The following is a 20,852-nucleotide window of genomic DNA, read 5'->3' as shown; positions in this document are numbered from 1 at the left end:
CTGCTTCCGGAGCTGGTCGGGACGCGCTGTTCGAGCGTGAACGAACAGTCGAGCATCGTGGAGAGGTCGGTGAAGACACCGTCGGAATCTGGCGTTAGGAACTCTAACTCGACGGTCGTCGCCGCCTGCAGTGACTGCTGACTGTGGACGCGCTGGATGGAAAGCGCGATAAGTCGCCCCAGATCGGCCAGGATGTCCGACTCACGACAGCCAATCGTGGCCTTGGCCGATGCGTACACCATCAGTACGCCGTACGTGGTCTCACCAGTTGTCAGGGGAACTGCCGCGACGGAGCTGTGGTCTGCGATCAGTGGGTGATCCATCCCGTCCGACTGGGTCGACACGTCGGCGATGTCCTCGACGACTTGGATCTCGCCGGTGTCGATGGCGTCTATCGCGAGACTGTGCTCGCCGGGCGAGATCTGCTCTGGCATTGCAGTGTCAACCCCAGCAGCGGCACCCAGTGTTATACGCGTGGCACTCTCGGGACTCCCGGTCCACACGGCCTGATACAGGTCCGATTCAGTGAGATGGGTACACACTGCCGATTCGATTTCCTCGCGGGTCTGTGTGTCCTGTAGCGCCTTCGCTATCTCTCGGCCCAGCACGTTGAGCCGCTGTGCCTGCCTGAGTTCGTCCCGCTGCCGTTCGAGTTCGGCCTGGCGGTCCTTGTGCGCAGTGATGTCCCGAGCGACGAAGATGACGGTATCGAGGTCGTACGTGCGGCTTTCCAGCGGTGCGACCCGCGCCTCGAACCACCGCTCGCCACCGGGTGCCTGCAGTTCGTACTCCACGGACTGGAACGATTCGGTCCGCAGGGCTGCACGAACGGTCGCCAGTAATGAATCAGCGGTGTCGCGGGGAAGCCACTCGTGCAGCGTCCGGCCGACAAGCGTGTCCGTCTCGTCTACCGTCAGCATCGTCTCGGGGTCGGTTAAACAGTCGAGAAACCGCCCTTCTGCGTCGATGATGAAACTGGGGTCCGGAAGAGCGGTGTTCAACGCATCGCGCTGTTCCGTGTGGCGCTGTCGTTCGAGTTCATAGCCCGCCCAGTCGGAGAGCAACCGGACGAACGTCAGGTCCCACTGCGTGTACTCCGCCGCGCGTGGCTCCAGTCCGTAGAAGCAGAACGTCCCGTACACGGCCCCATCGACGATGACGGGCGCGCCGATGTAGTTTGCAATGCCCCACTCCGGGTCAGCGAGGTCCGGGGCGTCCGCCTCGACGTCCCTGATCGCGAGCGGTTCGCGGTGTTCGACGACGTGCCTGCAGTTCGGGAGGTCCTCAATGCTAGTCGTTCTGCCGGCTTCCAGGTCGGCGGTCGGCGGTGCAGTGACTGCCTCGAACACGTACTCGTCACCGTGGACCCGGGAGAGCGTCCCAAACGACGAACCGAGGGTCTCACAGCCGAGCTCTAACAGCGTGTCGAGTTGCTCCGCGAACGTCCGGCTCGAATCGGTACAGATGTCGTAGGCCGCTTCGAGCGCCGACTCCCGTTGCTTCCGGGCCGTGATGTCGATATGTGCGATGGACGCGAACGTCTCCCCATCGATGGTGAACGGAGCAGCGTACAGCCGGAACCACCGTTTCGCTGACTGCGTGTGACACGGATACTCGAGTTCGAACGAGGATTGCTCGCCAGCGAGGACGGCCCTGATCCCGTCGGCTGCCTGTTGCCCAGTCGTGTCGTCAGCCATGTCAGCGACGTCGAGATAGTTCACGCCGAGCGTATTCGGCGTCGGCGCTGCTCCGTTTGCCCGGCCGAATTCGTTCCATGTCTCGTTCGTCGAGAGAATCACCCCGGACGCATCTACGACCGCAAACATGAGGGGTAGTGTATCGATGGCTGGCCCGTACAGAGCGGGGACATCGTAGCCATCTATGACACTCGGGGCCATGTGACAAGTGTGGCGGCGAGCCACTTAACGCCCGGTGTCCAGTTGGGATATTAATATTTCTGATGGGCACATGCCCGTGATGAATAGTATGCCGAATTAGGACACACTGGGCTGTGAAAGGGGGCGTATCTGAACGAGGGCCTGACAAAACGACCACTAAACATTCACATACTAACCAATTATCAGTGTATCCGGATATATCAGGTATGGTTCCGTCTCGCCCCGATTTATTCTAGGGGCCTAGAGAGAGTACTTAGGACAGTTACCACTGTAGCGGCCTACAAGCTACGCATCACGTCACTATGGATTCAACTGCCAATCCATTTCGCGTCGAACTGTTCGTCCGGTCCCTGTGTCCGGAAGACGCAACGCAACAACAGCACTACGTGCTTGATCGGTTACAGGCGCTCGAGGACGCCGGCCGTATCGAGGAACTATCGATACTGATCTGGGGGCGTCGGATCGAACCGCAACTCGCACAGCGGACTGCGAAGGGGCGACACCTGCTGGAACGGCTTTCCATGTTCGAACAGTGGGAGCGCGACTCTGATGCCTCGCTTGACGCCTTCGACTGGCAGCACCCGGTGACGAACATGGTTTCTGATGAATCGGTCAACGTCATCACGCTGCCGACACTGGCCCTCGCTGAATACGCTGACGGTGCCCTCCAGCACGTCGCCCCCTGTACGCGGGATGGAACGGTCCATCGCGTCGCCGACCGTGTCAGCCACCTCGCGGATACCACAGACAGTACCGACGAACTTGAGCATGAGCGTACCGTGGTCTAATAGCGTTCGAACCGCCCCGAACCTGACACGATAACTGTCCCCATCCAGCACCACACCAACCAAAATGAATACGAAACAAACCGAGATCCCGGACTCGCTGCCACTGGACGACCGACTGTCGCTCCTGTCGTCACATTACCGCCGGTACTTCCTCTACGGGCTTTCACAGTACACGACACCGGTTTCACTGGCTGTGCTTACGGACACGGTGACCGAATTCGAACACGGGACACCGGCCGAACAGTACCGCGATGAGCGGCTCAAGATTTACACGGCCCTCTATCACAACCACCTTCCGCGGCTGGTCGATGCCGGTGTCGTCGAGTACAATCAGTCGGAAGATATGGTCGATATCGGGCCGAACGCGTCAGCCCTCGCCCCGCTGCTCGAATCGACAATCGAACACGACCTGTCGGCGAGCGGTAACGGGCTGACACCGGCCACCATCGATATCGACGCCCTGAAGCCCGAGCGACGCAATTAAGCCCGCTTCTGTATCTCCGAGCGCAGCACGTCGCTCACCGTATCGCCGTCAGCTTTGCCACGGAGTGCGCCCATGCACTCGCCCATCAGCGCAGAGAACGCGCCCATCCCCTCCTCGGCGACCTGGTCCTCGTGGCGCTCGACGACCTCGGCAACGGCGTCACGGACCTCTGACTCGTCGACACCGCCCAGTCCTTCCTGCTCGACGGCCGCCTCGGCAGTCAGCGACGGGTTCTCGGCGAGTGCCGTCAGGAGATCTTCCATCCCCTCGCGGGGCACATCTCCGCCGTCGACTAGCAGAATCGCTTCTCGGAGGTGCTCGTCGGTGAGGTTCCCCACGGGCACGTCGTCGCGGCGGAGTTCGGTCAGCGTCGATTCCAGCGTGCCGGCGGCCAGCGTCGGGTCGACGCCCTCGCCTTCAACCAGTGCCTCGAACAGCGGCCACCGCTGACCGTAGGCGACCTGCTCGGCGAGGCCGGAACCGAGGTCGAACTCACTCTGGTATCGGTCGACCTTCTGTGTAAGTAGCTCCGGGGTCTCGACTTCGGTTACGTCGGGCTCGACCGGCGGCACGTCCGTCTCGGGGTACATCCGTGCCGCGCCCGGGAGCGGACGGAGGTACCGCGACGTGGCGTCCTCGTTCGCGTCCCTCGTTTCTTCCGGGACACCTTCGAGCGCCGTCTCGGCCCGCTCGGCGACGGCCTCAATAGCCAGTTCGGCGGTCTCGGGGTCGTCGGCGACGATGGCGACAGCGTCCTCGGGGCCGGCTCCAACAGTGTCCCGCAACGCCTCGACTTCCGCCTCGGTGACGCCGTAGGCCGGGAGTTCGTCGGTGTGGAAGATGCCGCCCGCACCGTGGCGCTTGGCGTGGTCGGACAGTTCGGTCCCGAGCCGCCTGTCGGGCTGAATCTCGCGGCCGACGAGGCCGTCGAAGCCAGACAGCAGCAGGCCCTGCACGTCGCCGCCCGCGGAGAGCGCGCCCTCGATGACGCCCGAGTCAGTGTCCTTGAACATCTCGGTCACGTTCTGTGGCTCGCCGACCGAAGCGCCACGCTCGGCGAGTTCGTCGGCGATGTCCAGCAGTTCGACCTGCCGGCGGACCTCGTTGCGGACGAGGTCGTCGATGTCATCGAGGCTCTGGACGCCTTTCAGCTCGATCCGTGCGCCCTCTTCGATAGAGACGTTCACGTCCTGCCGGATGGTCCCGAGGCCGCGCTTGACCTTTCCGGTCGAACGTAGCAACATCCCGATGCGCTCGGCGGCCTCGCGGGCCTGCTCGGGCGAACTGATGTCGGGCTTCGTCCCGATTTCCACGAGTGGAATTCCGAGCCGGTCGAGCGAGAACCGGACGCCGTCGTCGGTCTCCTCGACGCGCTGGCAGGACTCCTCCTCCAGTAGCATGTCCTCGATACCGACCGGGCCGGCGCTCGTCTCGATGGCTCCGTCGTTAGCGACCAGCATCGAGCGCTGGAACCCCGTGGTGTTCGAGCCGTCGACGACGATCTTGCGCATAACGTTCACCTGATCGACAACGGACATGTCCAGCAGCTGGGCGATTTCCAGCGCCGTCTCGGTCGCCTCGCGGTCGACGCGGTGGGGCGGCTCGTCGTCCTCCTCGACGAGACAGGTCGTGTCGTAGGCCAGGTACTCGAACTCCCGGTCGACCATGCTCTCCTCCAGCGCCGCCTCGTCGATCTCCCCGAGTTCGCTCTTGGTCGGGTGCAGATAGCGGGTAAAGGAGCGCTCGCTCTCCTCGGGTTCGCGGATCGTCGTCGGACAGTCACAGAACAACTTCGTCGCGGTGTCGAGTTGCTGGTGGATCTCCAGGCCGGCGACGAGCCCCAGCTCCTCGTAGTCGTACTCAGTCATTGTCGAGGTGTCCGGGACCGGGGGCCAAAAAACGCACCCTTCCCGTGCTCGCCGCCGCCCTTTTGCCTGTCTCGCCCTCACTGTCCGTATGCGCTGGCTGCCGACAGCCGCAGTAGCCGTCCTTCTCCTGACCGCCGGCTGTAACGCCTTCGTCGGTGCTGATACCGTCGACCAGGGGACCGTCACGCCAGCCCCGGTTCCGACTGCGGCGGAGTCGGACACGGCGACGACGCTGGGCCCGCCGCCCGGCGTTACCACGGAGCGCCTCGAAAACGTCGCGCTCCTGTCGGCCGCCCACCGGCAGGCGCTCAACGGCACTACCTACACCCTGAACGAACGCTACACCGAGCTCATAATCGGGAACGACAGCAGTTCTGTCCGGCGCGAAGAGACTGTTGCCGTCGAGTCACCGACGCGCTACCGTGACGAGATGGTCAGAATGACGACCGACGCGAACGGGACCATCGAGCGGTACGAACAGTCGACATATTCCGACGGCACCAACTGGTATGAACGCCGTGACAACGGCACTGTCGAGCGCCAGCGCGGCGAGGTCCGATTCACCCGTGACAAGTACGCCTACCGGACAGCCTTCTACCTGAACCGCTACGCAGTAGTCAATCGGAGTTCCACGACCGCCATCAACAGCGACGGCAGCCGAGCCTATCGGATTCGTGGCTCCGGCGGCGAGGTTCCAACAACAGCCCAGGTAGCGGAGTTCCACATCGAACTGGTAATCGAACCTGATGGCCTCGTGCGCCGATTCGATGTCCGGTATCGCACAGCGGACCGCCTTGTCGAATACAGCTTCTGGTACGAGGATATCGGCGAGACGACAGTGGCGCGGCCGGCGTGGCTCAACGAATCTACCCCGGTGGACTGAGCGGGTCCAGCACGCAACAATCCACGCCAGCGGCTACAGGCGGTCCGTTTCGGTTCGAACTTCGTCGGTTCCGGACGTGCTCCCGGCCCGGTCGTCGTAGTACTTCCGACCGATGAAATCGTCATCGAGGTTCCCGACGAGAGAGTTGTACAGTCCCTCTGAGGACTGGTACGTGGCTTCGCTGGTCCGAGCCAACACCTCACTCATTTCCACGGAGTCGCCGTTTTGGGCGACCAGCTCGACATCGCCGAGCTGCTGAACGATAGTGGCGTGGTCCGCCGGGAAATCACAGGCCTGATCGAACAACTGCAGCGTTTCGGAGTAACGCATCTATGTGATATACAGCGCAACCATAATTAAAAAAGATTATGAATTTGGATTGTCCCCTCATCCCTTCTGCCGACCGAACACGGTCAAGGGGGTGGGATATGACGCTTCAACCCACTTGAGCGGGGAAAGCATATCCGAAGCTATGACATATGTTTTCACATGACAGTCAGGACGGCAACGCCGAACGACGTGATGGCCATCAGTCGGGTCGCCACGGCGGCCTGGGAGACGGATTACCCGGATATCCTCTCGCGCGAGACGGCCGAAGACGGCGTTCACGACTGGTATGCTCCTGAACAGCTTGAATCGGAACTGGTCGAATCGCAGACGCTCCTGCTCGTCGCCGAACGCGACGAGTCAGTCGTCGGGTTCGCACACGCTACGTGGCACGAAACCGACAGCGTGGGGTACATTCTCCGGCTGTACGTCCATCCCGACCACCGTCGGGAGGGTATCGGCCAGACTCTCTTGGAGCGGACCTGCGACGAGCTGTTCGAGCACGACATCGACCGGATTAACGCGATGGTCCTCTCCGCGAACAATCCCGGCGCGGAGTTCTACGAGGGGTTCGGGTTCGAGTTCGTCGACGAGAGCGAGACCGATATCGGTGGCGAGCGCTACCCCGAAAGTCGCTACGTCCTTGAAGCCGAGTCGCGGGTCTAGACGCATCGGTCACGGTGGCCTGATGTTGTGTCCCCGCAGTGACGGCTGACTGTCGGCACAGAACCGACCAGAAAACAGAGACACAGCGGCGGACGCTACTGTTCGCTGCTCCCCCGCTGCTCGCGTTACCGAGGGAGCGTCCTTTAGAACGCCTCCACGGCGCCTCACGGCGCAGTTCCGGTACGAGAGCCATCACTCCGTTCGGCTCTCGCTACTCGCGGGTCGCTATCGCTCCCCGCTCGCACTAATGAGGGCCGCGCTTCGCGCGCCCCTCGCTACTCGTCGCCGAGGATACCGCGCTTCGTCATCTTTGCGGGGTCGAGCACGTCGTCGACCTCGTCCTCGTCGAGATACCCCTCTTCGAGGACAACCTCGCGGATGGTCTTCTCCTCGGCGAGGGCCTTCTTGGCGACCTTGGATGCCTTGTCGTAGCCGATGGCGGGGTTGAGCGCCGTCGCCAGCGCCATGCTCTGTTCGACGCGCTCGGCGCAGTGGTCGGCGTCGGCTTCGAGCTTGGCGACGAACTTCTCGCCGAACACCGCGCTGCTGTTGGCGATGAGCTTGGCTGACTGCAGGAAGTTCGAGGCCAGCACGGGCTTGTAGAGGTTCAGGTCGATCTGGCCCTCGGCTGCGCCGGCCGAGACGGCGGCGTCATTACCGACGACCTGTTTGTGGACCTGATTGACCGCCTCGGCGACGACGGGGTTGATCTTCCCTGGCATGATGGAGGAGCCGGGCTGGTTCTCCGGCTGGTCGATCTCGCCGAGGCCGTTGCGGGGGCCGGACGCGAGCAAACGGAGGTCGTTGGCGATCTTGTTCAGTGAGCCGGCGACCGTCCGGAGCGCGCCGTGGGCTTCCGACATCGCGTCGTGGGCGGCCTGCGCCTCGAAGTGGTTGTCCGCCTCGCGGAAGTTGAGGTCGGTCTCCTCGCTGATGTACGCCGCGGCTTTTTCGGGGAACTCGGGATGGGTATTGAGTCCGGTCCCGACCGCAGTTCCGCCAAGTGCGAGTTCGGCGAGGCGGCCGTGAACGTCCTGGACGCGGGAGATGCCTTTCTCGACCTGCGTGCGGTAGCCGGAGAACTCCTGGCCCAGCGTCACCGGCGTCGCGTCCTGGAGGTGGGTTCGCCCGGTCTTGACGACGTTGTCGAACTCCTCCTCTTTGGCTTCAAGTTCGTCACGCAGCGTCTTCAGGCCCGGAATGACGTCCTTCTCGACCGCTTCGAGGGAGGCGATATGCATCGCCGTCGGAATCACGTCGTTGCTGGACTGGCCGAAGTTGACGTGGTCGTTCGGGTGGATCTCGCGGGTCCCGATTTCTCCGCCGTATAGCTCTGTGGCGCGGTTAGAAATAACCTCGTTGGCGTTCATGTTCGACGACGTGCCCGACCCGGTCTGGAACACGTCGACGGGGAACTGGTCGTCGTGTTCGCCGGCGATGACCTCATCGGCGGCCTCGACGATACAGTCAGCCTTGTCCGCCGGAACCGTTCCGAGGTCGCGGTTCGCCTGCGCGGCCGCTTTCTTGACGACACCGAGCGCTCGGATGAACCGCCGCCCGAAGGTCACATCGCTGATCGGGAAGTTCTCGACGGCACGTTGCGTCTGTGCGCCCCAGTACGCGTCGGCTGGCACCTGCATTTCACCGAGACTATCCTGCTCTGTCCGGTACTCGTCGGTCATACGTCCGGGGGGTGGTCCGCCCGGTCGTAAAACCCACCGGTACGAGTCGGGACACCACTCGCTACAGACCTGTAAATGCCGGGACAGTCGATCACTAAACACCACGAGTCCCCGGTTGGACAGCGGAGACCGTGGGGCTCAGAACCCGTGACTTGGATAAACGTGTATTATCATTCGGAAATATTAAGTAGAATCTCTCTCCACTTACCATGAGTTCGACGCCACAGAGACGTTCATGACTGATGCCCCCCACAATGGCCGGTGACGGCGGTGTGTTGCTGCCGTCGTCGGCTGTCGGGGTCCGAGGGACACCGACGGACGTGACACATCGCAATCGCTCGCAGCCGGTGTACCCGCCGTGTTGCAACCGCTCGCCCGCCCGGCACGACGACGGGATGGCACACCCGTCACCTGGCGTTCCCATGCCGCCTGCCAGCCTGTGTTGGTGCGACAGGCTGGGCAGGTCAGATGGTCTACGTGCGTGCTGGCTGGCGAGACTATGTGACTGACGACACATCCGTCGGGACGATGGACGGCGAACTCACGTCGGCGAACCACTGACAAACCATGCGCGAGATACTCAGTAGACTCCTCGCCACCGGAGGTAGGCTCCGGTCGGCGGTATCGAGAGACGAATCGGACGGCGACCAACTGGCAACAGACGGCGGGGCGACGGTGAAAACGAGCCGGACCGACTCGCTCCGGAACTCACTGCCGGTCGAGTGGGAACTCATCGAATCCGCCCCGTTCTGGCTGCCGCCAGTCCTGTTTGCGGGCTTTTTCGTGTACGGCGCTATCGCCTGGAACTTCCTCCTGTCGCTGACCGACTACAACGGCCTGGGCGGTGCACAGTACGAGACGTTCGATTTCAGTATGTACAGCCGCATGCTGAACGACGGAGCGTTCTGGCAGGCGGCACAGAACACGGTGGTGTTACTCGTCGTGTTTACCGTCCTCTGTCTGGCGCTTGGCCTGTTCGTGGCCATCCTCATCGACCAACAGATACGCTTTGAGAACACGTTCCGGACGATCTACCTGCTCCCGATGAGCCTCTCGTTCGTCGTCACGGCGACGATGTGGGCGTGGGTGTACAACGCCCGCAACGGCGTGCTCAATCAGCTCCTCCGGGTGTTCAATCTCGAAGGGGTCATCGTGGGGCTGCTCCGCCCGGCCGGGGTCAACGCCGAGGTCATACAGTGGCTCTCCTGGAACACGACCGCACTGGCGGCGGTCATCTTCGCGCTCATCTGGCAGTTCAGCGGCTACGCGATGGTCGTCTTCCTCGCCGGCCTTCGGGCGATTCCGACCGAACACTACGAGGCCGCGCGGGTCGACGGTGCGTCAACGGTTCGGATGTACGCGCGGGTCATCATCCCGCAACTCCGCGCCTCCGCGGTGTCCGCGTCGGTGGTGCTGATGGTGTTTGCGCTGAAAGCGTTCGACTTCATCTACGCGCTCCGTGGCTCACAGCCGGGGGCGAACATGGACATTCTGGCGACGATGATGTATCGGGTCGCGTTCGACAGTCTCCAGTGGGCGTACGGGTCAGCCGTCGCTATCGTGCTGTTTGCCCTCGCGCTGCTGGTCATCGGACCGTACCTGTACAGCGAATACCGACGGGGTGAACTATGAGTATCAGAGACGGGGATTTCATCGACGAACTCCGCAGTACAGAGAACAGCCGTATCGGCCTGTATGTCCTCCTGCTGGCGGGCATCGTCTTCTACCTCTTCCCGGTGGAGACGGCCGTGATGACGATGTTCAAGACCGAGAGCGCGTTCGCACGGACGCTCCCGTTCGCGCCCCCGGGCGCTGACGGGTTCACGCTCGAAGCGCTCAGTACCGCCTGGAACACGCTCCGGCCGGGGCTGCTGAACTCGCTGCTGATGGCGATTCCGGCGACGATCATGTCGGCGCTGCTTGGGAGCCTGACCGCGTACGGGCTGACGACGATCAGCTGGCGCGGCCAAGTCGGCGTGGTCGTGCTCATCATCGCAGGCATCTTCATCCCCTATCAGGCCGTGCTGGTCCCGCTGGCACAGTTCTGGTTCCAAGTGTTCCCCGGACTAGTCGAGGGATTCGTCAACACCCTCTTCGGCTTTATCACGGGCGGCAGTTGGCAGTATCCGAGCCGCAACGGCTACGTGCAGTTGCTGCAGTTGTCGGTTACCCACGCGGCGTACGGGATACCGATCTGTACGCTGCTGTTCCGGTCGTACTACCAGAGCATCTCCGAGGAGATGATTGAGGCCGCTCGCCTCGACGGCGCGAGTGCGTTCAGCATCTACCGCAACATCATCCTCCCGCTGTCGCTACCGATGTTCGCGGTGACGCTCATCTACCAGTTCACGCAGGTGTACAACGATCTGCTGTTCGCGCTGGTGCTCATTAACGAGCCGGCCTCGCAGGTGGCGACCCAGCGCCTCGCGGCGCTCACTGGTGGGGTCATTCAGTCGTTCAACACCACGATGGCAGGCGCCATCGTCGCAGCACTGCCGACGCTGCTCGTCTACATCGTGTTCGGCGAACAGTTCGCGAAAGGCGTCGCTGGAGAGTAATCACGGAGGTATTCACAATGGCACAACTTACACTGGACGAGGTAACGAAGACGTTCCAAGACGACGACGGCGAAATCGTGGCGGTCGATCAGGTATCGGTCGACATCGAGGACGGCGAGTTCCTCTGTGTCGTCGGCCCATCGGGCTGTGGGAAATCGACTACGCTGCGGATGATTGCCGGGCTCGAAGATATCACGCGCGGCGAAATCCGACTGGACGGCCAGATCATCAACGACCAGCCGCCGGCCCGTCGGAACGTGGCCATGGTGTTCCAGTCCTACGCCCTGTACCCGCACATGACCGTGCGGGAGAACATGGCCTTCGGGCTGGAGGAATCGACCGACATGCCCGACGACGAAATCAACGAGCGTGTCGAGAAGGCGTGTAAGGATATGGATATCTTCGAACTCATCGACCGCAAGCCCGGGGAGCTCTCCGGCGGGCAGCAACAGCGCGTGGCGCTGGGCCGCGCTATCGTCCGGGACCCCGAAGTGTTCCTGATGGACGAGCCGCTGGCGAACCTGGACGCGAAGCTCAAAGCCGAGATGCGGACCGAACTTCAGGAGCTCCAGCAGGACCTCGACGTCACGACGGTGTACGTCACCCACGACCAGACGGAGGCGATGACGATGAGCGACCGCATCGCGATCCTCAACGACGGCGTCCTCCAACAATGCGCGACGCCCCTGGAGTGCTACCACGAACCGAATAACCTCTTCGTCGCCGGCTTCATCGGTGAACCGTCGATGAACTTCTTCCCGACGACGCTGGAGGGGTCGACGCTCAAGGGCGAGTGGTTCGAGTACGAACTCAGCGACGAGACGGTCGCCCAAGTCGAGGGGACGACCGACATTACCCTCGGCATCAGACCCGAAGACATCGAGTTCGTCCAGAGTGATACCGGTTCGAACGTGTTCGATTCGACTGTCCACGTCGTCGAGCCACGCGGGAACGAGAACACGGCCCACCTGCAGTTCAACGAGTCGATGGACGACCAGTTCATCGCGACAGTCGGTGGGATGAAACAGCTCAAAGCTGGCCAGCGCGTCAAAGTCCGGTTCCCCGAAAATGCCATCCACCTCTTCGACACGAACAGCGGCCAGGCCATCCGGAACCGTACGCTCGACGAGATCGAAACGGTCGAATCTGTCGTCTGAGCTGAAACCGTCGTGGCTGTCCTTACTCTGCTGTTGGTCGCTCGTGAGCGTCTGCTGTCACGCCCAGCGGTCGAGTCCGGTCTGGACGACTGAGTCATCAATGCGTTCGAACCCGCGAGCGACTTCGTCGGCGTCGACTTCCCATTGATCGGTGACGAACGCTCGGGCGGCATCGAGATCCGGCTCGATGCTGTCGGGGATCTCGTAGTCGTCGGTCACTGCCGGGTCCAGAAACAGGTTCCGGATGCGGTCGGCGTGGTCGATGTGTTCGTTTCGGGCTTCGAGAACGGTGTAGAGGTCGCCGTGCTCGTGGAGTTCCTTGACGGCGGTCTTCGGGCCGATACCGGAGATGCCCTCGTTGAAGTCAGTTCCCATCAGAATCGCCGCGTCGACCAGTTGCTCCCAGGTGAGGTCGTGCCGCTCAAGCGTGGCCTCGAAGTCCATCAGTTCGGGGTCGCCCTTCGACGTGATCTGGCGGAGCGTCATCGGTGCGCCGAACAGCAGTGCGTCGTAGTCCTCGGTCCCGACGTAGTCCACGTCGCCCCGCCGGGCCATCACCGATGCCTGCCCCTCGCCTTCTGCCGGGGCGTCGACGATAGGCACGTCGAGCAGTTCCAGCAGGTCCCGCGTGGTGTCGACGATGGTGTCGGTAAGACGCTGCGTGCGGGAGTCGAGTTTGGCGACGCGGGTGCTGTCGCCCGCTTCCCGGGCTTCCTCCAGTTCGGACTCGTATTTCTCGCGTTGCTCGCGGCGCTTCTCGACCTCGTCGTCTTTCAGGTCTGTGACCGCGCCGTCGAAGACGAACACCGGCGTCATGTCGTGTTCGAAGAACTTCGGCAGCCCTTGGACGACGCCGATGAGGTTCGCCACCTCCTCGCCGTCATCCGTGGTGTACTTCGATTCACTGGTGAACTTCACCGTCGTCGTCAGGTAGCGATAGAGCCAGTTGTGGGCGTCCACGGCGACGACGCTCCCGCCGAGCTCGTCGAACGACACGTCCGACAGCGCCGCGAGCGACCGTAAATCAGCGTTTCCCATTGGCAGGCCTTTGGCCGACAGCGGTTTGAATCCCCCGGAGACGGCGCGCCACGCTGTCAGGATTGTTTCGGGCCCCTTGTCAGCCGGTCGGCGTGGGCGGCTGTTCGGCCCAGTCGTCGAGGACCGACGGGGGGTCGGCGTCGCCTTTCGCCGCGAGGAACGATTCCTCCTTTGGCGAGAGGTCGCGCTCGCGAAACAGGTCCAGCCCGGCCTGATACCGGTCGGTGCTGCGGTCGCCCGGCCAGACGAGGTCGAGTTCGGCCATCCCAGACTCCGCGCCGCTGAAGCAGAATCCGGCCCGGTAGGCGGCCTGATACGAAAACGGATTGTTGACACCGATGGACACGTGTTTGAAGCCCCGGTCTGTGGCCCGCTCCCGGACGAATCGAAGGAGACGGGCACCGAGCCGGTCGCCCTGACGGTCCTGCCGAACGGTGATATACCGGACACAGAGTGTGTCCGAGTCTGTCCGGTCAGCGTCGAACGCAGCCGCGGCCACGACCCCGTCGTCTCCGATGACAGCCTTCCCGGTCGAGGTCATCACGAACTTGCCCGCGTACGCGAACTGCTCATGGTCCAGCCGGAGCCGGTGGCCGTCCTCGGGCCAGCCGAGCAGCGTGAACTCCATAGTCCAACTGAACGGGCCACCACTGTAATCAGTGCTGGTCCCTATTCTAAGGCACCAATCGCTGTCGCCGAATCCGGGAGAGCGAAGTGTCCGGAGCCGGAACTGTCTGTATGAGCGTCTCGACGGTGGGGAACGGTCGTATCGAACTGTCCGCACGGACGGCGCTGGTCGCTGTCGGTGACCTGCTGGCGATTGCTTTGTTCGTCGGTATTGGGGAGTTGACCCACGGTATCAATCCGATACTCAACCCGGGTCGGTTCGCCGGAACGCTGACCCCCTTTTATCTCGGCTGGCTCCTCGTCGCGGGACTCGGGGGGCTGTACACCGCCGCTGCGACCGGAACAGTTCGAGCGGCTCTCGGGCGCACTATCGTGGGGTGGGTACTGGCAGTTGGAATCGCGCAGGGACTCCGATCAACGGCGGTGTTCCCCGGTAGTGCGGCGCTGACATTCGCAGTCGTATCGGTGTTCGTCGGTGGTACGCTGCTGTTGCTCTGGCGGGGTGCGATTGCAGTCGCAAAATAGGGCGGCCTGTAGCAGAGATATCGTGCCGGTGACGGACTATCGCAGGTCGGCGACTTCGAGCGACTCTGTCGACTGAATCCATGCTTGGTGGTTCTCCCGGTCGTAAATTACGAACTCCTCGTCCCCGATGTTCAGTTCGGCGTATCGTCGTTCTTGATCGTCGGTCGCGGCGTCCGTCGTGTTGTCCGTTGCGTTCGTGCTCATTGTCTCGTTTGGAATCGGTGTTCCGTTTTTCTCCGGCTCAACGTATCCTGGCGTACGTAATAAGCACATGGACCCAGTTATCATCGGAGAAAATAGGCACCCTTACGACACCACGAATCCTCTAATCTAGTTCTCAAATTCTGAAAACAGGTGCGTAGGTGGGTTTTATCCCCAGAACTGGATAACCGTTACAGCAGCTACCCTATACGGTTGGTGAACACTGAATTCCAGCTTTGTGGTGAATTCCAATATCCTGCGTACGGCTGCGGGCCAGCAATAACAGGCTGTCCCTGTCCTTATATTGTGAACCACTCACAGTAATGGGAGCATATAAACTTTTCCCCGCTATCCAACTCATAACTTATGAGATTGTTACCCAGCGGGTACTGAGTAAATTTGCAGGGGCCATTGCGTGTATTATCTCGTATTTTAGGGAAACATTCATATACCCCACTACCGTAGAATAATTCATACTTATGACGGGATATTACGACATCATTCTTGGACTCATTCCGCTCGCCATGGCCGGCATCACCGCCTCTCTGTTCGTTGTCGGCTTCGAACTGACGACGGCGATTCCGATGGCTTCTGTCGTAACAGTCGGCCTCATCGGCCACGCAATGTTCGTCCGTGCTCCCGTCGACCCGGTTCCGAACGACACGCCGACCAAGCAGAGCGCCCAGTCGGACCCGCTACAGACAGCGGACTGAGCCCTGTCCCACCCGTCTACTCTCCTGTTTTCGATAGATATCCAGTGACCGGTATCCGATTGAACAGATTAGCACTGCCGGGCAGTATAAGAGTCACTCGCCCAAACGACGGAGTATGACGACAGATGCGACAGCGCTGTTCCTGCAGAGCGACGAAGTAGCTGACCTCGCTGAACCCACTGAATACGTCGACGCCGTCAGAGAGGGATATCGCCAGCGTGGTGAGGGTGCCCCGGCGACTCCCAGAACAACGCTGTTCTCGGACGAGCCCGCCGGCATGTTGACGGGCTATCTCGCGATTCTCCCCGACACCGGTGCGATGGGCGGGTACACCTACGCGGCCGGTTTCAGCGGGCGAGACGCACACTTCACGCTCCCGATATTCGACGCCGACAGCGGCGACCCGCTCGCTGTCCTCGATGGTGCGAGTATGAACCCGCACAAGACCGGCGCGGCCGGGGCGGTCGGTGTCGACGCACTGGCCCGCCGTGACGCCAGCGACCTCGCAATTATCGGCAGTGGCGCACAGGCCCGCGGCCAGGTCCGTGCGACGGCAACGGTCCGTGATTTCGATCGCATTGAGGTGTATTCGCCGACGGCCAGTAACCGGGAGTCCTTCGCCGCGGAGATGAACGACGCGCTGGACCCGACAGTGGCTGCCGTCGCGTCCCCGGCCGCAGCAATTGAGGGGGCCGACGTCGTTATCACGGCGACCAGTGCGAGCGAACCGGTGTTCGACGGCGACCTGCTCGAACCGGGAACCCACGTGACTGCGATGGGCCAGTACCACCCCGAGAAGAACGAACTGGATGCAACGACAATCGAACGCGCCACGTACGTCCCGGACCTGCGCGAGCGGGTGACACAGGACGCCGGGTCGTTCATCAACGCCCTCGATGCAGGCGTCATCGACGAGGACCACGTCCACGCCGAGCTAGGTGATATCGTCGCCGGCAACGCGCCCGGGCGGCAGTCTCCAGAGGAAATTACAGTCTTCGACTCCGGCGGGACGGCTATCGAAACCGTCGCTGCGGGCCATATGCTGTACGAGCGGGCGAAGGCCGAGGGCCGGGGGGAGGAGATCGATTTCGCGCCCGCGAGCAAGGCCCTGACCGGCCGATAGCTGTTGCGAGAACCTATTCAGAGGTACGGGCCGAGACCGAGGGCGTCGACCAGACTGATACCCGCGGCAAGCGCGCCAATGATGTAGCCGGCGATAGTTCCACCGTTCAAGAGCGGGAGTCCTGCGTGTGCGCGCCCCTTCAGCACCATCCACAGCAGTATCGTCAGGCCGACGTAGGACCCGATCATCGCGGTCAGCGCCGGCAACGGGACGCCGAACACCGACAGTACGTCCGCTGAAGCGAAGAACGCGGCGCTGGCGACGAGTATCGACGGGATGATGGCGTCACCGAGACCGATAAACAGCGCATCGCGCTCTAGCGGGTCGGCATGAACGTCAGCACTTTCGTCTGTGTCGCCAGTCTCTGTCGCTTCGTCGGGACGGTCCGCCGGCTGGCTCCCATCCGCAACCGCCGGACCGTCCGCGTCAGTCCCGGTTGCTGTGGTCGCCGGCCCCTCGGCCGCGTCGTTCGCCGCCGCCGATTCGTCGCTTTCCTCGGATTCCGCCGTTGGATCCGGCGCTGTTGCGTCGAGATAGGAGTACGACAGCGTCATCGGGATCACGAGGACGACAGGGACCTTGAGGTCCATGACGCCCGATGCCAGCGTGAGCATGTGCTCAGTTCCGTAGACGCTGATCGCATCGTACACGGCCAGGACAGTCAACAGGACGAGCGCTGGCAACACTCCGAAACTGATACCGAACAGACCGGCGGCGGCAGCCCCCATCACGGCACCGGCGCTGTCGATGACGTACCACTCGGGATAGACCAGCAGCGCCGTTCCCAGACCCAGCGCTAACAGGACGGCGACGACGTTGAGGCCGGCGTACGTGAACACCGGCGGCACCAGCACCTGAAACACGTACAGAGAGAGCCAGGCCGACGAGAAGACGATGAGCCCGCGGATGAGCTGGTCGACATTGTAGCGGAAGGCAAGCAACATAACTGCCGTCGCGACCAGAATTGCCCCGATGTACATGAGGCTGTTCGTGGGGTCAGACGGGTCCTCGACGGCCTGGTAGCCAGCCGATTCGAAGGGCTGGACCAGCGCCAGCGCGCCGAGTTGAACGAACAGGAAGATACCAGCGATAAGGCCACAACCGCCGAGGATTCGCCACCGTCGCTCCATACACACACGTCCTGCAGGAACCGGTTTGAGCGTTACGAAGCAGGTGTGGACAGACGTCGACGGACTAGAGGACTGTTACCGCGCGTACAGGACCGTGCCGACCAGCGTCGGGAGGTGTACGCTGGCGTTCGGTGAGACTGCGAGGTACGGGCGTTCGACCGGACCGAACACGTCGACGACGGAGCCGACCGTCTGGAGTTCCTCGTCGACCACGTCAGTTCCCACGGACGCGTACTCGTCGTCGGGTGCCCGGACGACGGCCAGTCCCTGTGCGACCCGCGAGACAGTGCCGATGCGTTTCATTCACGTAGCGCCTGCATGTAGGCCGCCACAGCCCCGAGCAGGTCGCTTTTCGTCGCATCGTCCGCGTCCTTGACGACGACTCGCCCGCGGGCTTCGTACTCGCGCGGATACGTCTTGTCCCGCTCGATGACTGCGTCGTAACCGACCTGCTGGACGGCTTTGGCGATTTCGTCGACAGTCGGGTCCTCGACGGCCAGATCCAGTGACACGCGACGCCCGTCGCTGCGCGAACGGTTGGCGTCAAGTGCCGCCGGCCAGATAACGTTCTCGACCATACCGGCAGTGGCCGCCCGTGGCATATATGGGTTATCGTCACCGCCGACGGTAGATGAAATGATAATTAGATTAAATATATGAAGAATCAAGCTTACATACCTCTGTAATCTATCCGTGGCATATGGTAAAGAAAGGGTTACTCGCTGTCGCCGCTGTGGTGCTCCTTGTGGTTTTAGGGACGGGAGTCCTTATCGGAGCACAGTTCGCTGGCGGGACAGCGGATACGCCGACACAGACAGCCGATTCACAGAGCGACGACGGCGGCGGTGATGGCGGTAGTTCAACGGCGACGGCGACAGCAGGCACCAGTACGACGCCAGCACCAACGGCGGAACCAAACGAGGCAGTGGGCGAGACAGCGACCCCACAGCAGGAGTCGATACCGGCGCGGGAGTTCAACGAACAGAACGTCTCGAAATACGTCCGGCAGTTCCTCAACGAGGAACGCGAGGCCGCAGGTGTCTCCCCATTCGAATCAGGACTTCGGACAGAAGAAGACCTCAACGAGATGGCAAAGAACCACAGCAAGCAGATGGCCATCGAAGGGAATGCGATCCACAAAATCGACAGCGTCTCCAGTAAAGACCGGTACGAAAACACCGGCCTCTACGACCGGTGTACGTTCGACTCTGCAGAGGGCGAGTACATAGAGCAGCCGGACCGAAACCGGTTCGAGGCAGTTGAGAAGACCGTCGCCGGCCAGACATACGAGGAGAACGGCGAGGAACTGTTCCACGCCACCGACAAGGAAGTCGCCAGAAAAATTGTCGATGACTGGATGGCGTGGCCGGACTACCGCGAACGGCTCACGCTCCCCAACGCCAATCTTGTCGGCATCGGCGTGGAGATAACCGATACCGGCAACGTGTACGTGACTGCCAACATCTGCGGCTAACGGCTGGACGGCCGTATCGATACACTGATAGCCGGGTCGTTTGCGAGCGCTGGTTGCCGCCACTGCCCCACACCTCTGTCTAAGTTCTATATTTCCCCAAAGCAGTGTCGTTGGTACCTCGCTACTCTCTGTGGCGACCCGTTCGGAAACCACTGGTGGCAGTACTCGATCAGTCAACAGAACTCCTCAACGAATACTGTCTCCTGTGGCTAAGCCGGGTGCAGCCGTCATACCTCTCACAAGACACTTACACAACCCGTTTCACCAGTTATCATGAATCGTCGACAACTCCTCTCAGTCTCAGCCCTTTCCATACCTCTCTCCGGTTGCATCGAGTGGGACTCTAATGGCACAACCGAAAGTAACTCCCCAGCACCGGAGGCGACAGAAACACCGGGCAAAACCGCCACTGAAACCGGGACACCGCCTTCCACGGTATCGACACCGGAATGTTAGCCATCGATGTGTGAAGGATCAAAGCTCGTGGAAGTCCAAGTCGTCGGTGGGTTCTCGGGTACTGTTGTCCTACTGGCCACATGCCAGAACAAGGAACTTTCAATCCCACCAGGGGAATCAGTCCAGATTAACCGCGATACGGACGCTCAGACCTGTCGAATTGTGCTCTCTGTCGACGGCAAGCAGGAATTCAGTGACACGGTCAACAGCCACCAAAGCGTGGATCTGACAGTCAGTTCGGATGGCGAAGTAACTGACAGATGGATCGTTCAGTAACGGACTGGCGGGCCGTGTCTGCTTTCTTCTGGGCTTCGACTTGGTCTGACTCCCATTCATCGTACAGCAGTACGGTCTGCTGGACGAGTGTAATAGTCCGCAGCGGTCAGTTCTCGAAACAAAAAGACGCCGGTTACCGCGCTACTCGTCGCTGCCTTCTGAGTCGTCGCCACCGCTCTTCTGCTCTGCCAGCCAGTCCTCGTACTCGTCCTGCGGGACGACCTCAACGGTCCCGAGCATCTGTGAGTGACCAGAGCCACAGTATTCGGCACAGTAGAGCTGGTATGTGCCGGTGTTTCCTGCGTTGGTCCGGAGACGGTTGTACTGGCCGGGGAACGCGTCGGATTTCAGTCCAAGTCCGGGAACGTGGAACGCGTGTAGCCAGTCAGCCGACGTAATTCGCAAGGATACGTCCTGATTGGCCGGTATCTTCAGGTCTGTCGTGGTGGTCACCTCCGCTTCACCGTCCCAGCTCGACTCGTTGTAGTAGAACGTCCAGCCGTATCGCTGTGCCTCGACGGTGATGAGTTCAGTGTCCTGTTCCTGCAGTGCGGCTTGGTCACCGGCCTCGGCGGTGACGTACGGGCTAGCCATCACCTGATAGGAGGCGACGCCGACGAACAGGAGAATGATCGCCGTCGCGATGGTCCAGGTGACTTCGAGTCGGCGGTTCTCCTGCGTGGGAAGCGCTTCTTCCTGATTACGGAACCGCCAGACGGTGTAGATCAGAATCCCCTCGACGAGGACCGTAATCGGGATCGCGACGTACAGGAGGTTCATGTTTAGCCCCCAGATGAGGCTCTCTGACGTCGAGTCCTGAATCTGTGCGGCGGCGGCCGGCTCGACGGCGAGCGCGAGCAACGCAGCACCGAACAGAGCGACCAGACCGGCGCGTTTCCGGTTCATGGATGCGGCTTAGGATTTCGGGGATAAATAACTGCTGTCTTCGCCGCAGGCTCCCGATTTGCAGCGATAGGG

The 20,852-nt window shown here is 61.8% G+C and carries 21 protein-coding genes and 1 pseudogene; 11 read left to right on the top strand and 11 right to left on the bottom strand.

What is annotated here, in order from left to right; all coding sequences use genetic code 11:
• Positions 1 to 14: 14 nt before the first annotated feature.
• Positions 15 to 1,826: pseudogene (locus C444_RS13925) on the bottom strand (PAS domain-containing protein); the annotation flags it as partial.
• A 374-nt stretch (positions 1,827 to 2,200) separates the two neighbouring features.
• On the opposite strand from C444_RS13925, the gene C444_RS13920 reads away from it, so the two are divergent.
• Both C444_RS13920 and C444_RS13915 read left to right on the top strand, forming a co-directional pair.
• On the top strand, positions 2,201 to 2,686 hold the full coding sequence (locus tag C444_RS13920; RefSeq protein ID WP_004593598.1) for an HTH domain-containing protein: 486 nt from the start codon (positions 2,201 to 2,203) through the stop codon (positions 2,684 to 2,686).
• A gap of 64 nt (positions 2,687 to 2,750) precedes the next feature.
• Positions 2,751 to 3,170: a DUF7344 domain-containing protein gene (locus tag C444_RS13915; protein WP_004593597.1), complete on the top strand. Its 420-nt coding sequence runs from the start codon at positions 2,751 to 2,753 to the stop codon at positions 3,168 to 3,170.
• Here the strand turns inward: C444_RS13915 and gatE are convergent.
• On the bottom strand, positions 3,167 to 5,038 hold the full coding sequence (gene gatE / locus C444_RS13910; RefSeq protein WP_004593596.1) for a Glu-tRNA(Gln) amidotransferase subunit GatE: 1,872 nt from the start codon (positions 5,036 to 5,038) through the stop codon (positions 3,167 to 3,169). The genes C444_RS13915 and gatE overlap by 4 nt on opposite strands.
• Positions 5,039 to 5,126: 88 nt before the next feature.
• On the opposite strand from gatE, the gene C444_RS13905 reads away from it, so the two are divergent.
• Complete coding sequence (locus tag C444_RS13905; protein WP_004593595.1) at positions 5,127 to 5,921, top strand: DUF7537 family lipoprotein; 795 nt, start codon at positions 5,127 to 5,129, stop codon at positions 5,919 to 5,921.
• 33 nt (positions 5,922 to 5,954) lie between these two features.
• Here C444_RS13905 and C444_RS13900 read toward each other — a convergent pair whose 3' ends face one another.
• Positions 5,955 to 6,251: a DUF5789 family protein gene (locus C444_RS13900; RefSeq protein WP_004593594.1), complete on the bottom strand. Its 297-nt coding sequence runs from the start codon at positions 6,249 to 6,251 to the stop codon at positions 5,955 to 5,957.
• A 159-nt stretch (positions 6,252 to 6,410) separates the two neighbouring features.
• Between C444_RS13900 and C444_RS13895 the strand changes: the two genes are divergently transcribed.
• Positions 6,411 to 6,914, top strand: coding sequence for a GNAT family N-acetyltransferase (locus tag C444_RS13895; RefSeq protein ID WP_004593593.1), 504 nt, complete (start codon positions 6,411 to 6,413; stop codon positions 6,912 to 6,914).
• A gap of 275 nt (positions 6,915 to 7,189) precedes the next feature.
• On the opposite strand, the gene C444_RS13890 is transcribed toward C444_RS13895, so the two are convergent.
• The gene (locus C444_RS13890; RefSeq protein ID WP_004593592.1) at positions 7,190 to 8,596 is read right to left on the bottom strand and encodes a class II fumarate hydratase; all 1,407 of its coding nucleotides are present in this window, start codon (positions 8,594 to 8,596) and stop codon (positions 7,190 to 7,192) included.
• Positions 8,597 to 9,163: 567 nt separating this feature from the next.
• Here C444_RS13890 and C444_RS13885 point away from each other — a divergent pair.
• The 3 genes from C444_RS13885 to C444_RS13875 are packed head-to-tail and all read left to right on the top strand — an operon-like array spanning position 9,164 to position 12,311.
• Positions 9,164 to 10,228 carry a carbohydrate ABC transporter permease gene (locus tag C444_RS13885; protein ID WP_004593591.1) on the top strand — a complete coding sequence of 355 codons (1,065 nt, stop codon included), beginning with the start codon at positions 9,164 to 9,166 and terminating at the stop codon, positions 10,226 to 10,228.
• On the top strand, positions 10,225 to 11,154 hold the full coding sequence (locus C444_RS13880; protein WP_004593590.1) for a carbohydrate ABC transporter permease: 930 nt from the start codon (positions 10,225 to 10,227) through the stop codon (positions 11,152 to 11,154). Before C444_RS13885 ends, C444_RS13880 begins: the two co-directional genes overlap by 4 nt.
• A 17-nt stretch (positions 11,155 to 11,171) precedes the next feature.
• Positions 11,172 to 12,311: an ABC transporter ATP-binding protein gene (locus tag C444_RS13875; RefSeq protein ID WP_004593589.1), complete on the top strand. Its 1,140-nt coding sequence runs from the start codon at positions 11,172 to 11,174 to the stop codon at positions 12,309 to 12,311.
• A gap of 57 nt (positions 12,312 to 12,368) precedes the next feature.
• On the opposite strand, the gene fen is transcribed toward C444_RS13875, so the two are convergent.
• Both fen and C444_RS13865 read right to left on the bottom strand, forming a co-directional pair.
• Positions 12,369 to 13,349, bottom strand: coding sequence for a flap endonuclease-1 (fen, locus tag C444_RS13870; protein WP_004593588.1), 981 nt, complete (start codon positions 13,347 to 13,349; stop codon positions 12,369 to 12,371).
• 79 nt (positions 13,350 to 13,428) lie between these two features.
• Entirely contained in the window at positions 13,429 to 13,977 is a 549-nt protein-coding gene (locus C444_RS13865; RefSeq protein WP_004593587.1) for a GNAT family N-acetyltransferase, read from the bottom strand.
• A 110-nt stretch (positions 13,978 to 14,087) separates the two neighbouring features.
• On the opposite strand from C444_RS13865, the gene C444_RS13860 reads away from it, so the two are divergent.
• Positions 14,088 to 14,501: a DUF3054 domain-containing protein gene (locus C444_RS13860; protein ID WP_004593586.1), complete on the top strand. Its 414-nt coding sequence runs from the start codon at positions 14,088 to 14,090 to the stop codon at positions 14,499 to 14,501.
• A 36-nt stretch (positions 14,502 to 14,537) separates the two neighbouring features.
• Here the strand turns inward: C444_RS13860 and C444_RS22390 are convergent, their stop codons facing one another.
• Positions 14,538 to 14,705, bottom strand: coding sequence for a DUF7331 family protein (locus tag C444_RS22390; protein ID WP_004518770.1), 168 nt, complete (start codon positions 14,703 to 14,705; stop codon positions 14,538 to 14,540).
• 476 nt (positions 14,706 to 15,181) lie between these two features.
• Here C444_RS22390 and C444_RS13855 point away from each other — a divergent pair, with 476 nt between their 5' ends.
• Together C444_RS13855 and C444_RS13850 are read left to right on the top strand one after the other, a co-directional pair.
• Entirely contained in the window at positions 15,182 to 15,415 is a 234-nt protein-coding gene (locus tag C444_RS13855) for a hypothetical protein (protein WP_004593585.1), read from the top strand.
• A gap of 115 nt (positions 15,416 to 15,530) precedes the next feature.
• Positions 15,531 to 16,538: an ornithine cyclodeaminase family protein gene (locus C444_RS13850; RefSeq protein ID WP_004593584.1), complete on the top strand. Its 1,008-nt coding sequence runs from the start codon at positions 15,531 to 15,533 to the stop codon at positions 16,536 to 16,538.
• Positions 16,539 to 16,555: 17 nt separating this feature from the next.
• On the opposite strand, the gene C444_RS13845 is transcribed toward C444_RS13850, so the two are convergent.
• The 3 genes from C444_RS13845 to srp19 form a co-directional block, all read right to left on the bottom strand.
• The gene (locus tag C444_RS13845) at positions 16,556 to 17,668 is read right to left on the bottom strand and encodes a presenilin family intramembrane aspartyl protease PSH (protein WP_004593583.1); all 1,113 of its coding nucleotides are present in this window, start codon (positions 17,666 to 17,668) and stop codon (positions 16,556 to 16,558) included.
• Between the two features lie 75 nt (positions 17,669 to 17,743).
• Positions 17,744 to 17,971, bottom strand: coding sequence for an H/ACA ribonucleoprotein complex subunit GAR1 (locus C444_RS13840; protein WP_004593582.1), 228 nt, complete (start codon positions 17,969 to 17,971; stop codon positions 17,744 to 17,746).
• The gene (srp19, locus tag C444_RS13835; protein WP_004593581.1) at positions 17,968 to 18,246 is read right to left on the bottom strand and encodes a signal recognition particle subunit SRP19; all 279 of its coding nucleotides are present in this window, start codon (positions 18,244 to 18,246) and stop codon (positions 17,968 to 17,970) included. The genes C444_RS13840 and srp19 overlap by 4 nt, the downstream gene beginning before the upstream one ends.
• Positions 18,247 to 18,368: 122 nt before the next feature.
• Between srp19 and C444_RS13830 the strand changes: the two genes are divergently transcribed.
• The gene (locus C444_RS13830; RefSeq protein WP_004593580.1) at positions 18,369 to 19,142 is read left to right on the top strand and encodes a CAP domain-containing protein; all 774 of its coding nucleotides are present in this window, start codon (positions 18,369 to 18,371) and stop codon (positions 19,140 to 19,142) included.
• Between the two features lie 873 nt (positions 19,143 to 20,015).
• Here C444_RS13830 and coxB read toward each other — a convergent pair.
• The gene (gene coxB / locus C444_RS13820) at positions 20,016 to 20,780 is read right to left on the bottom strand and encodes a cytochrome c oxidase subunit II (protein WP_004593578.1); all 765 of its coding nucleotides are present in this window, start codon (positions 20,778 to 20,780) and stop codon (positions 20,016 to 20,018) included.
• Between the last annotated feature and the right edge of the window lie 72 nt (positions 20,781 to 20,852).

This window comes from Haloarcula japonica DSM 6131 (assembly GCF_000336635.1).
Taxonomy (GTDB): domain Archaea; phylum Halobacteriota; class Halobacteria; order Halobacteriales; family Haloarculaceae; genus Haloarcula; species Haloarcula japonica.
Note: the sequence above shows the minus strand (reverse complement) of the source record. Positions and strands in the feature narration are given on the sequence as shown.

What these genes read in the sequence shown, in the direction of transcription:
- C444_RS13920 (WP_004593598.1), top strand. Translation starts at nt 2,201, where the DNA reads ATGGATTCAACTGCCAATCCATTTCGCGTCGAACTGTTCGTCCGGTCC.
- C444_RS13915 (WP_004593597.1), top strand. Translation starts at nt 2,751, where the DNA reads ATGAATACGAAACAAACCGAGATCCCGGACTCGCTGCCACTGGACGAC.
- gatE (WP_004593596.1), bottom strand. Translation starts at nt 5,038, where the DNA reads ATGACTGAGTACGACTACGAGGAGCTGGGGCTCGTCGCCGGCCTGGAG.
- C444_RS13905 (WP_004593595.1), top strand. Translation starts at nt 5,127, where the DNA reads ATGCGCTGGCTGCCGACAGCCGCAGTAGCCGTCCTTCTCCTGACCGCC.
- C444_RS13900 (WP_004593594.1), bottom strand. Translation starts at nt 6,251, where the DNA reads ATGCGTTACTCCGAAACGCTGCAGTTGTTCGATCAGGCCTGTGATTTC.
- C444_RS13895 (WP_004593593.1), top strand. Translation starts at nt 6,411, where the DNA reads ATGACAGTCAGGACGGCAACGCCGAACGACGTGATGGCCATCAGTCGG.
- C444_RS13890 (WP_004593592.1), bottom strand. Translation starts at nt 8,596, where the DNA reads ATGACCGACGAGTACCGGACAGAGCAGGATAGTCTCGGTGAAATGCAG.
- C444_RS13885 (WP_004593591.1), top strand. Translation starts at nt 9,164, where the DNA reads ATGCGCGAGATACTCAGTAGACTCCTCGCCACCGGAGGTAGGCTCCGG.
- C444_RS13880 (WP_004593590.1), top strand. Translation starts at nt 10,225, where the DNA reads ATGAGTATCAGAGACGGGGATTTCATCGACGAACTCCGCAGTACAGAG.
- C444_RS13875 (WP_004593589.1), top strand. Translation starts at nt 11,172, where the DNA reads ATGGCACAACTTACACTGGACGAGGTAACGAAGACGTTCCAAGACGAC.
- fen (WP_004593588.1), bottom strand. Translation starts at nt 13,349, where the DNA reads ATGGGAAACGCTGATTTACGGTCGCTCGCGGCGCTGTCGGACGTGTCG.
- C444_RS13865 (WP_004593587.1), bottom strand. Translation starts at nt 13,977, where the DNA reads ATGGAGTTCACGCTGCTCGGCTGGCCCGAGGACGGCCACCGGCTCCGG.
- C444_RS13860 (WP_004593586.1), top strand. Translation starts at nt 14,088, where the DNA reads ATGAGCGTCTCGACGGTGGGGAACGGTCGTATCGAACTGTCCGCACGG.
- C444_RS22390 (WP_004518770.1), bottom strand. Translation starts at nt 14,705, where the DNA reads ATGAGCACGAACGCAACGGACAACACGACGGACGCCGCGACCGACGAT.
- C444_RS13855 (WP_004593585.1), top strand. Translation starts at nt 15,182, where the DNA reads ATGACGGGATATTACGACATCATTCTTGGACTCATTCCGCTCGCCATG.
- C444_RS13850 (WP_004593584.1), top strand. Translation starts at nt 15,531, where the DNA reads ATGACGACAGATGCGACAGCGCTGTTCCTGCAGAGCGACGAAGTAGCT.
- C444_RS13845 (WP_004593583.1), bottom strand. Translation starts at nt 17,668, where the DNA reads ATGGAGCGACGGTGGCGAATCCTCGGCGGTTGTGGCCTTATCGCTGGT.
- C444_RS13840 (WP_004593582.1), bottom strand. Translation starts at nt 17,971, where the DNA reads ATGAAACGCATCGGCACTGTCTCGCGGGTCGCACAGGGACTGGCCGTC.
- srp19 (WP_004593581.1), bottom strand. Translation starts at nt 18,246, where the DNA reads ATGGTCGAGAACGTTATCTGGCCGGCGGCACTTGACGCCAACCGTTCG.
- C444_RS13830 (WP_004593580.1), top strand. Translation starts at nt 18,369, where the DNA reads ATGGTAAAGAAAGGGTTACTCGCTGTCGCCGCTGTGGTGCTCCTTGTG.
- coxB (WP_004593578.1), bottom strand. Translation starts at nt 20,780, where the DNA reads ATGAACCGGAAACGCGCCGGTCTGGTCGCTCTGTTCGGTGCTGCGTTG.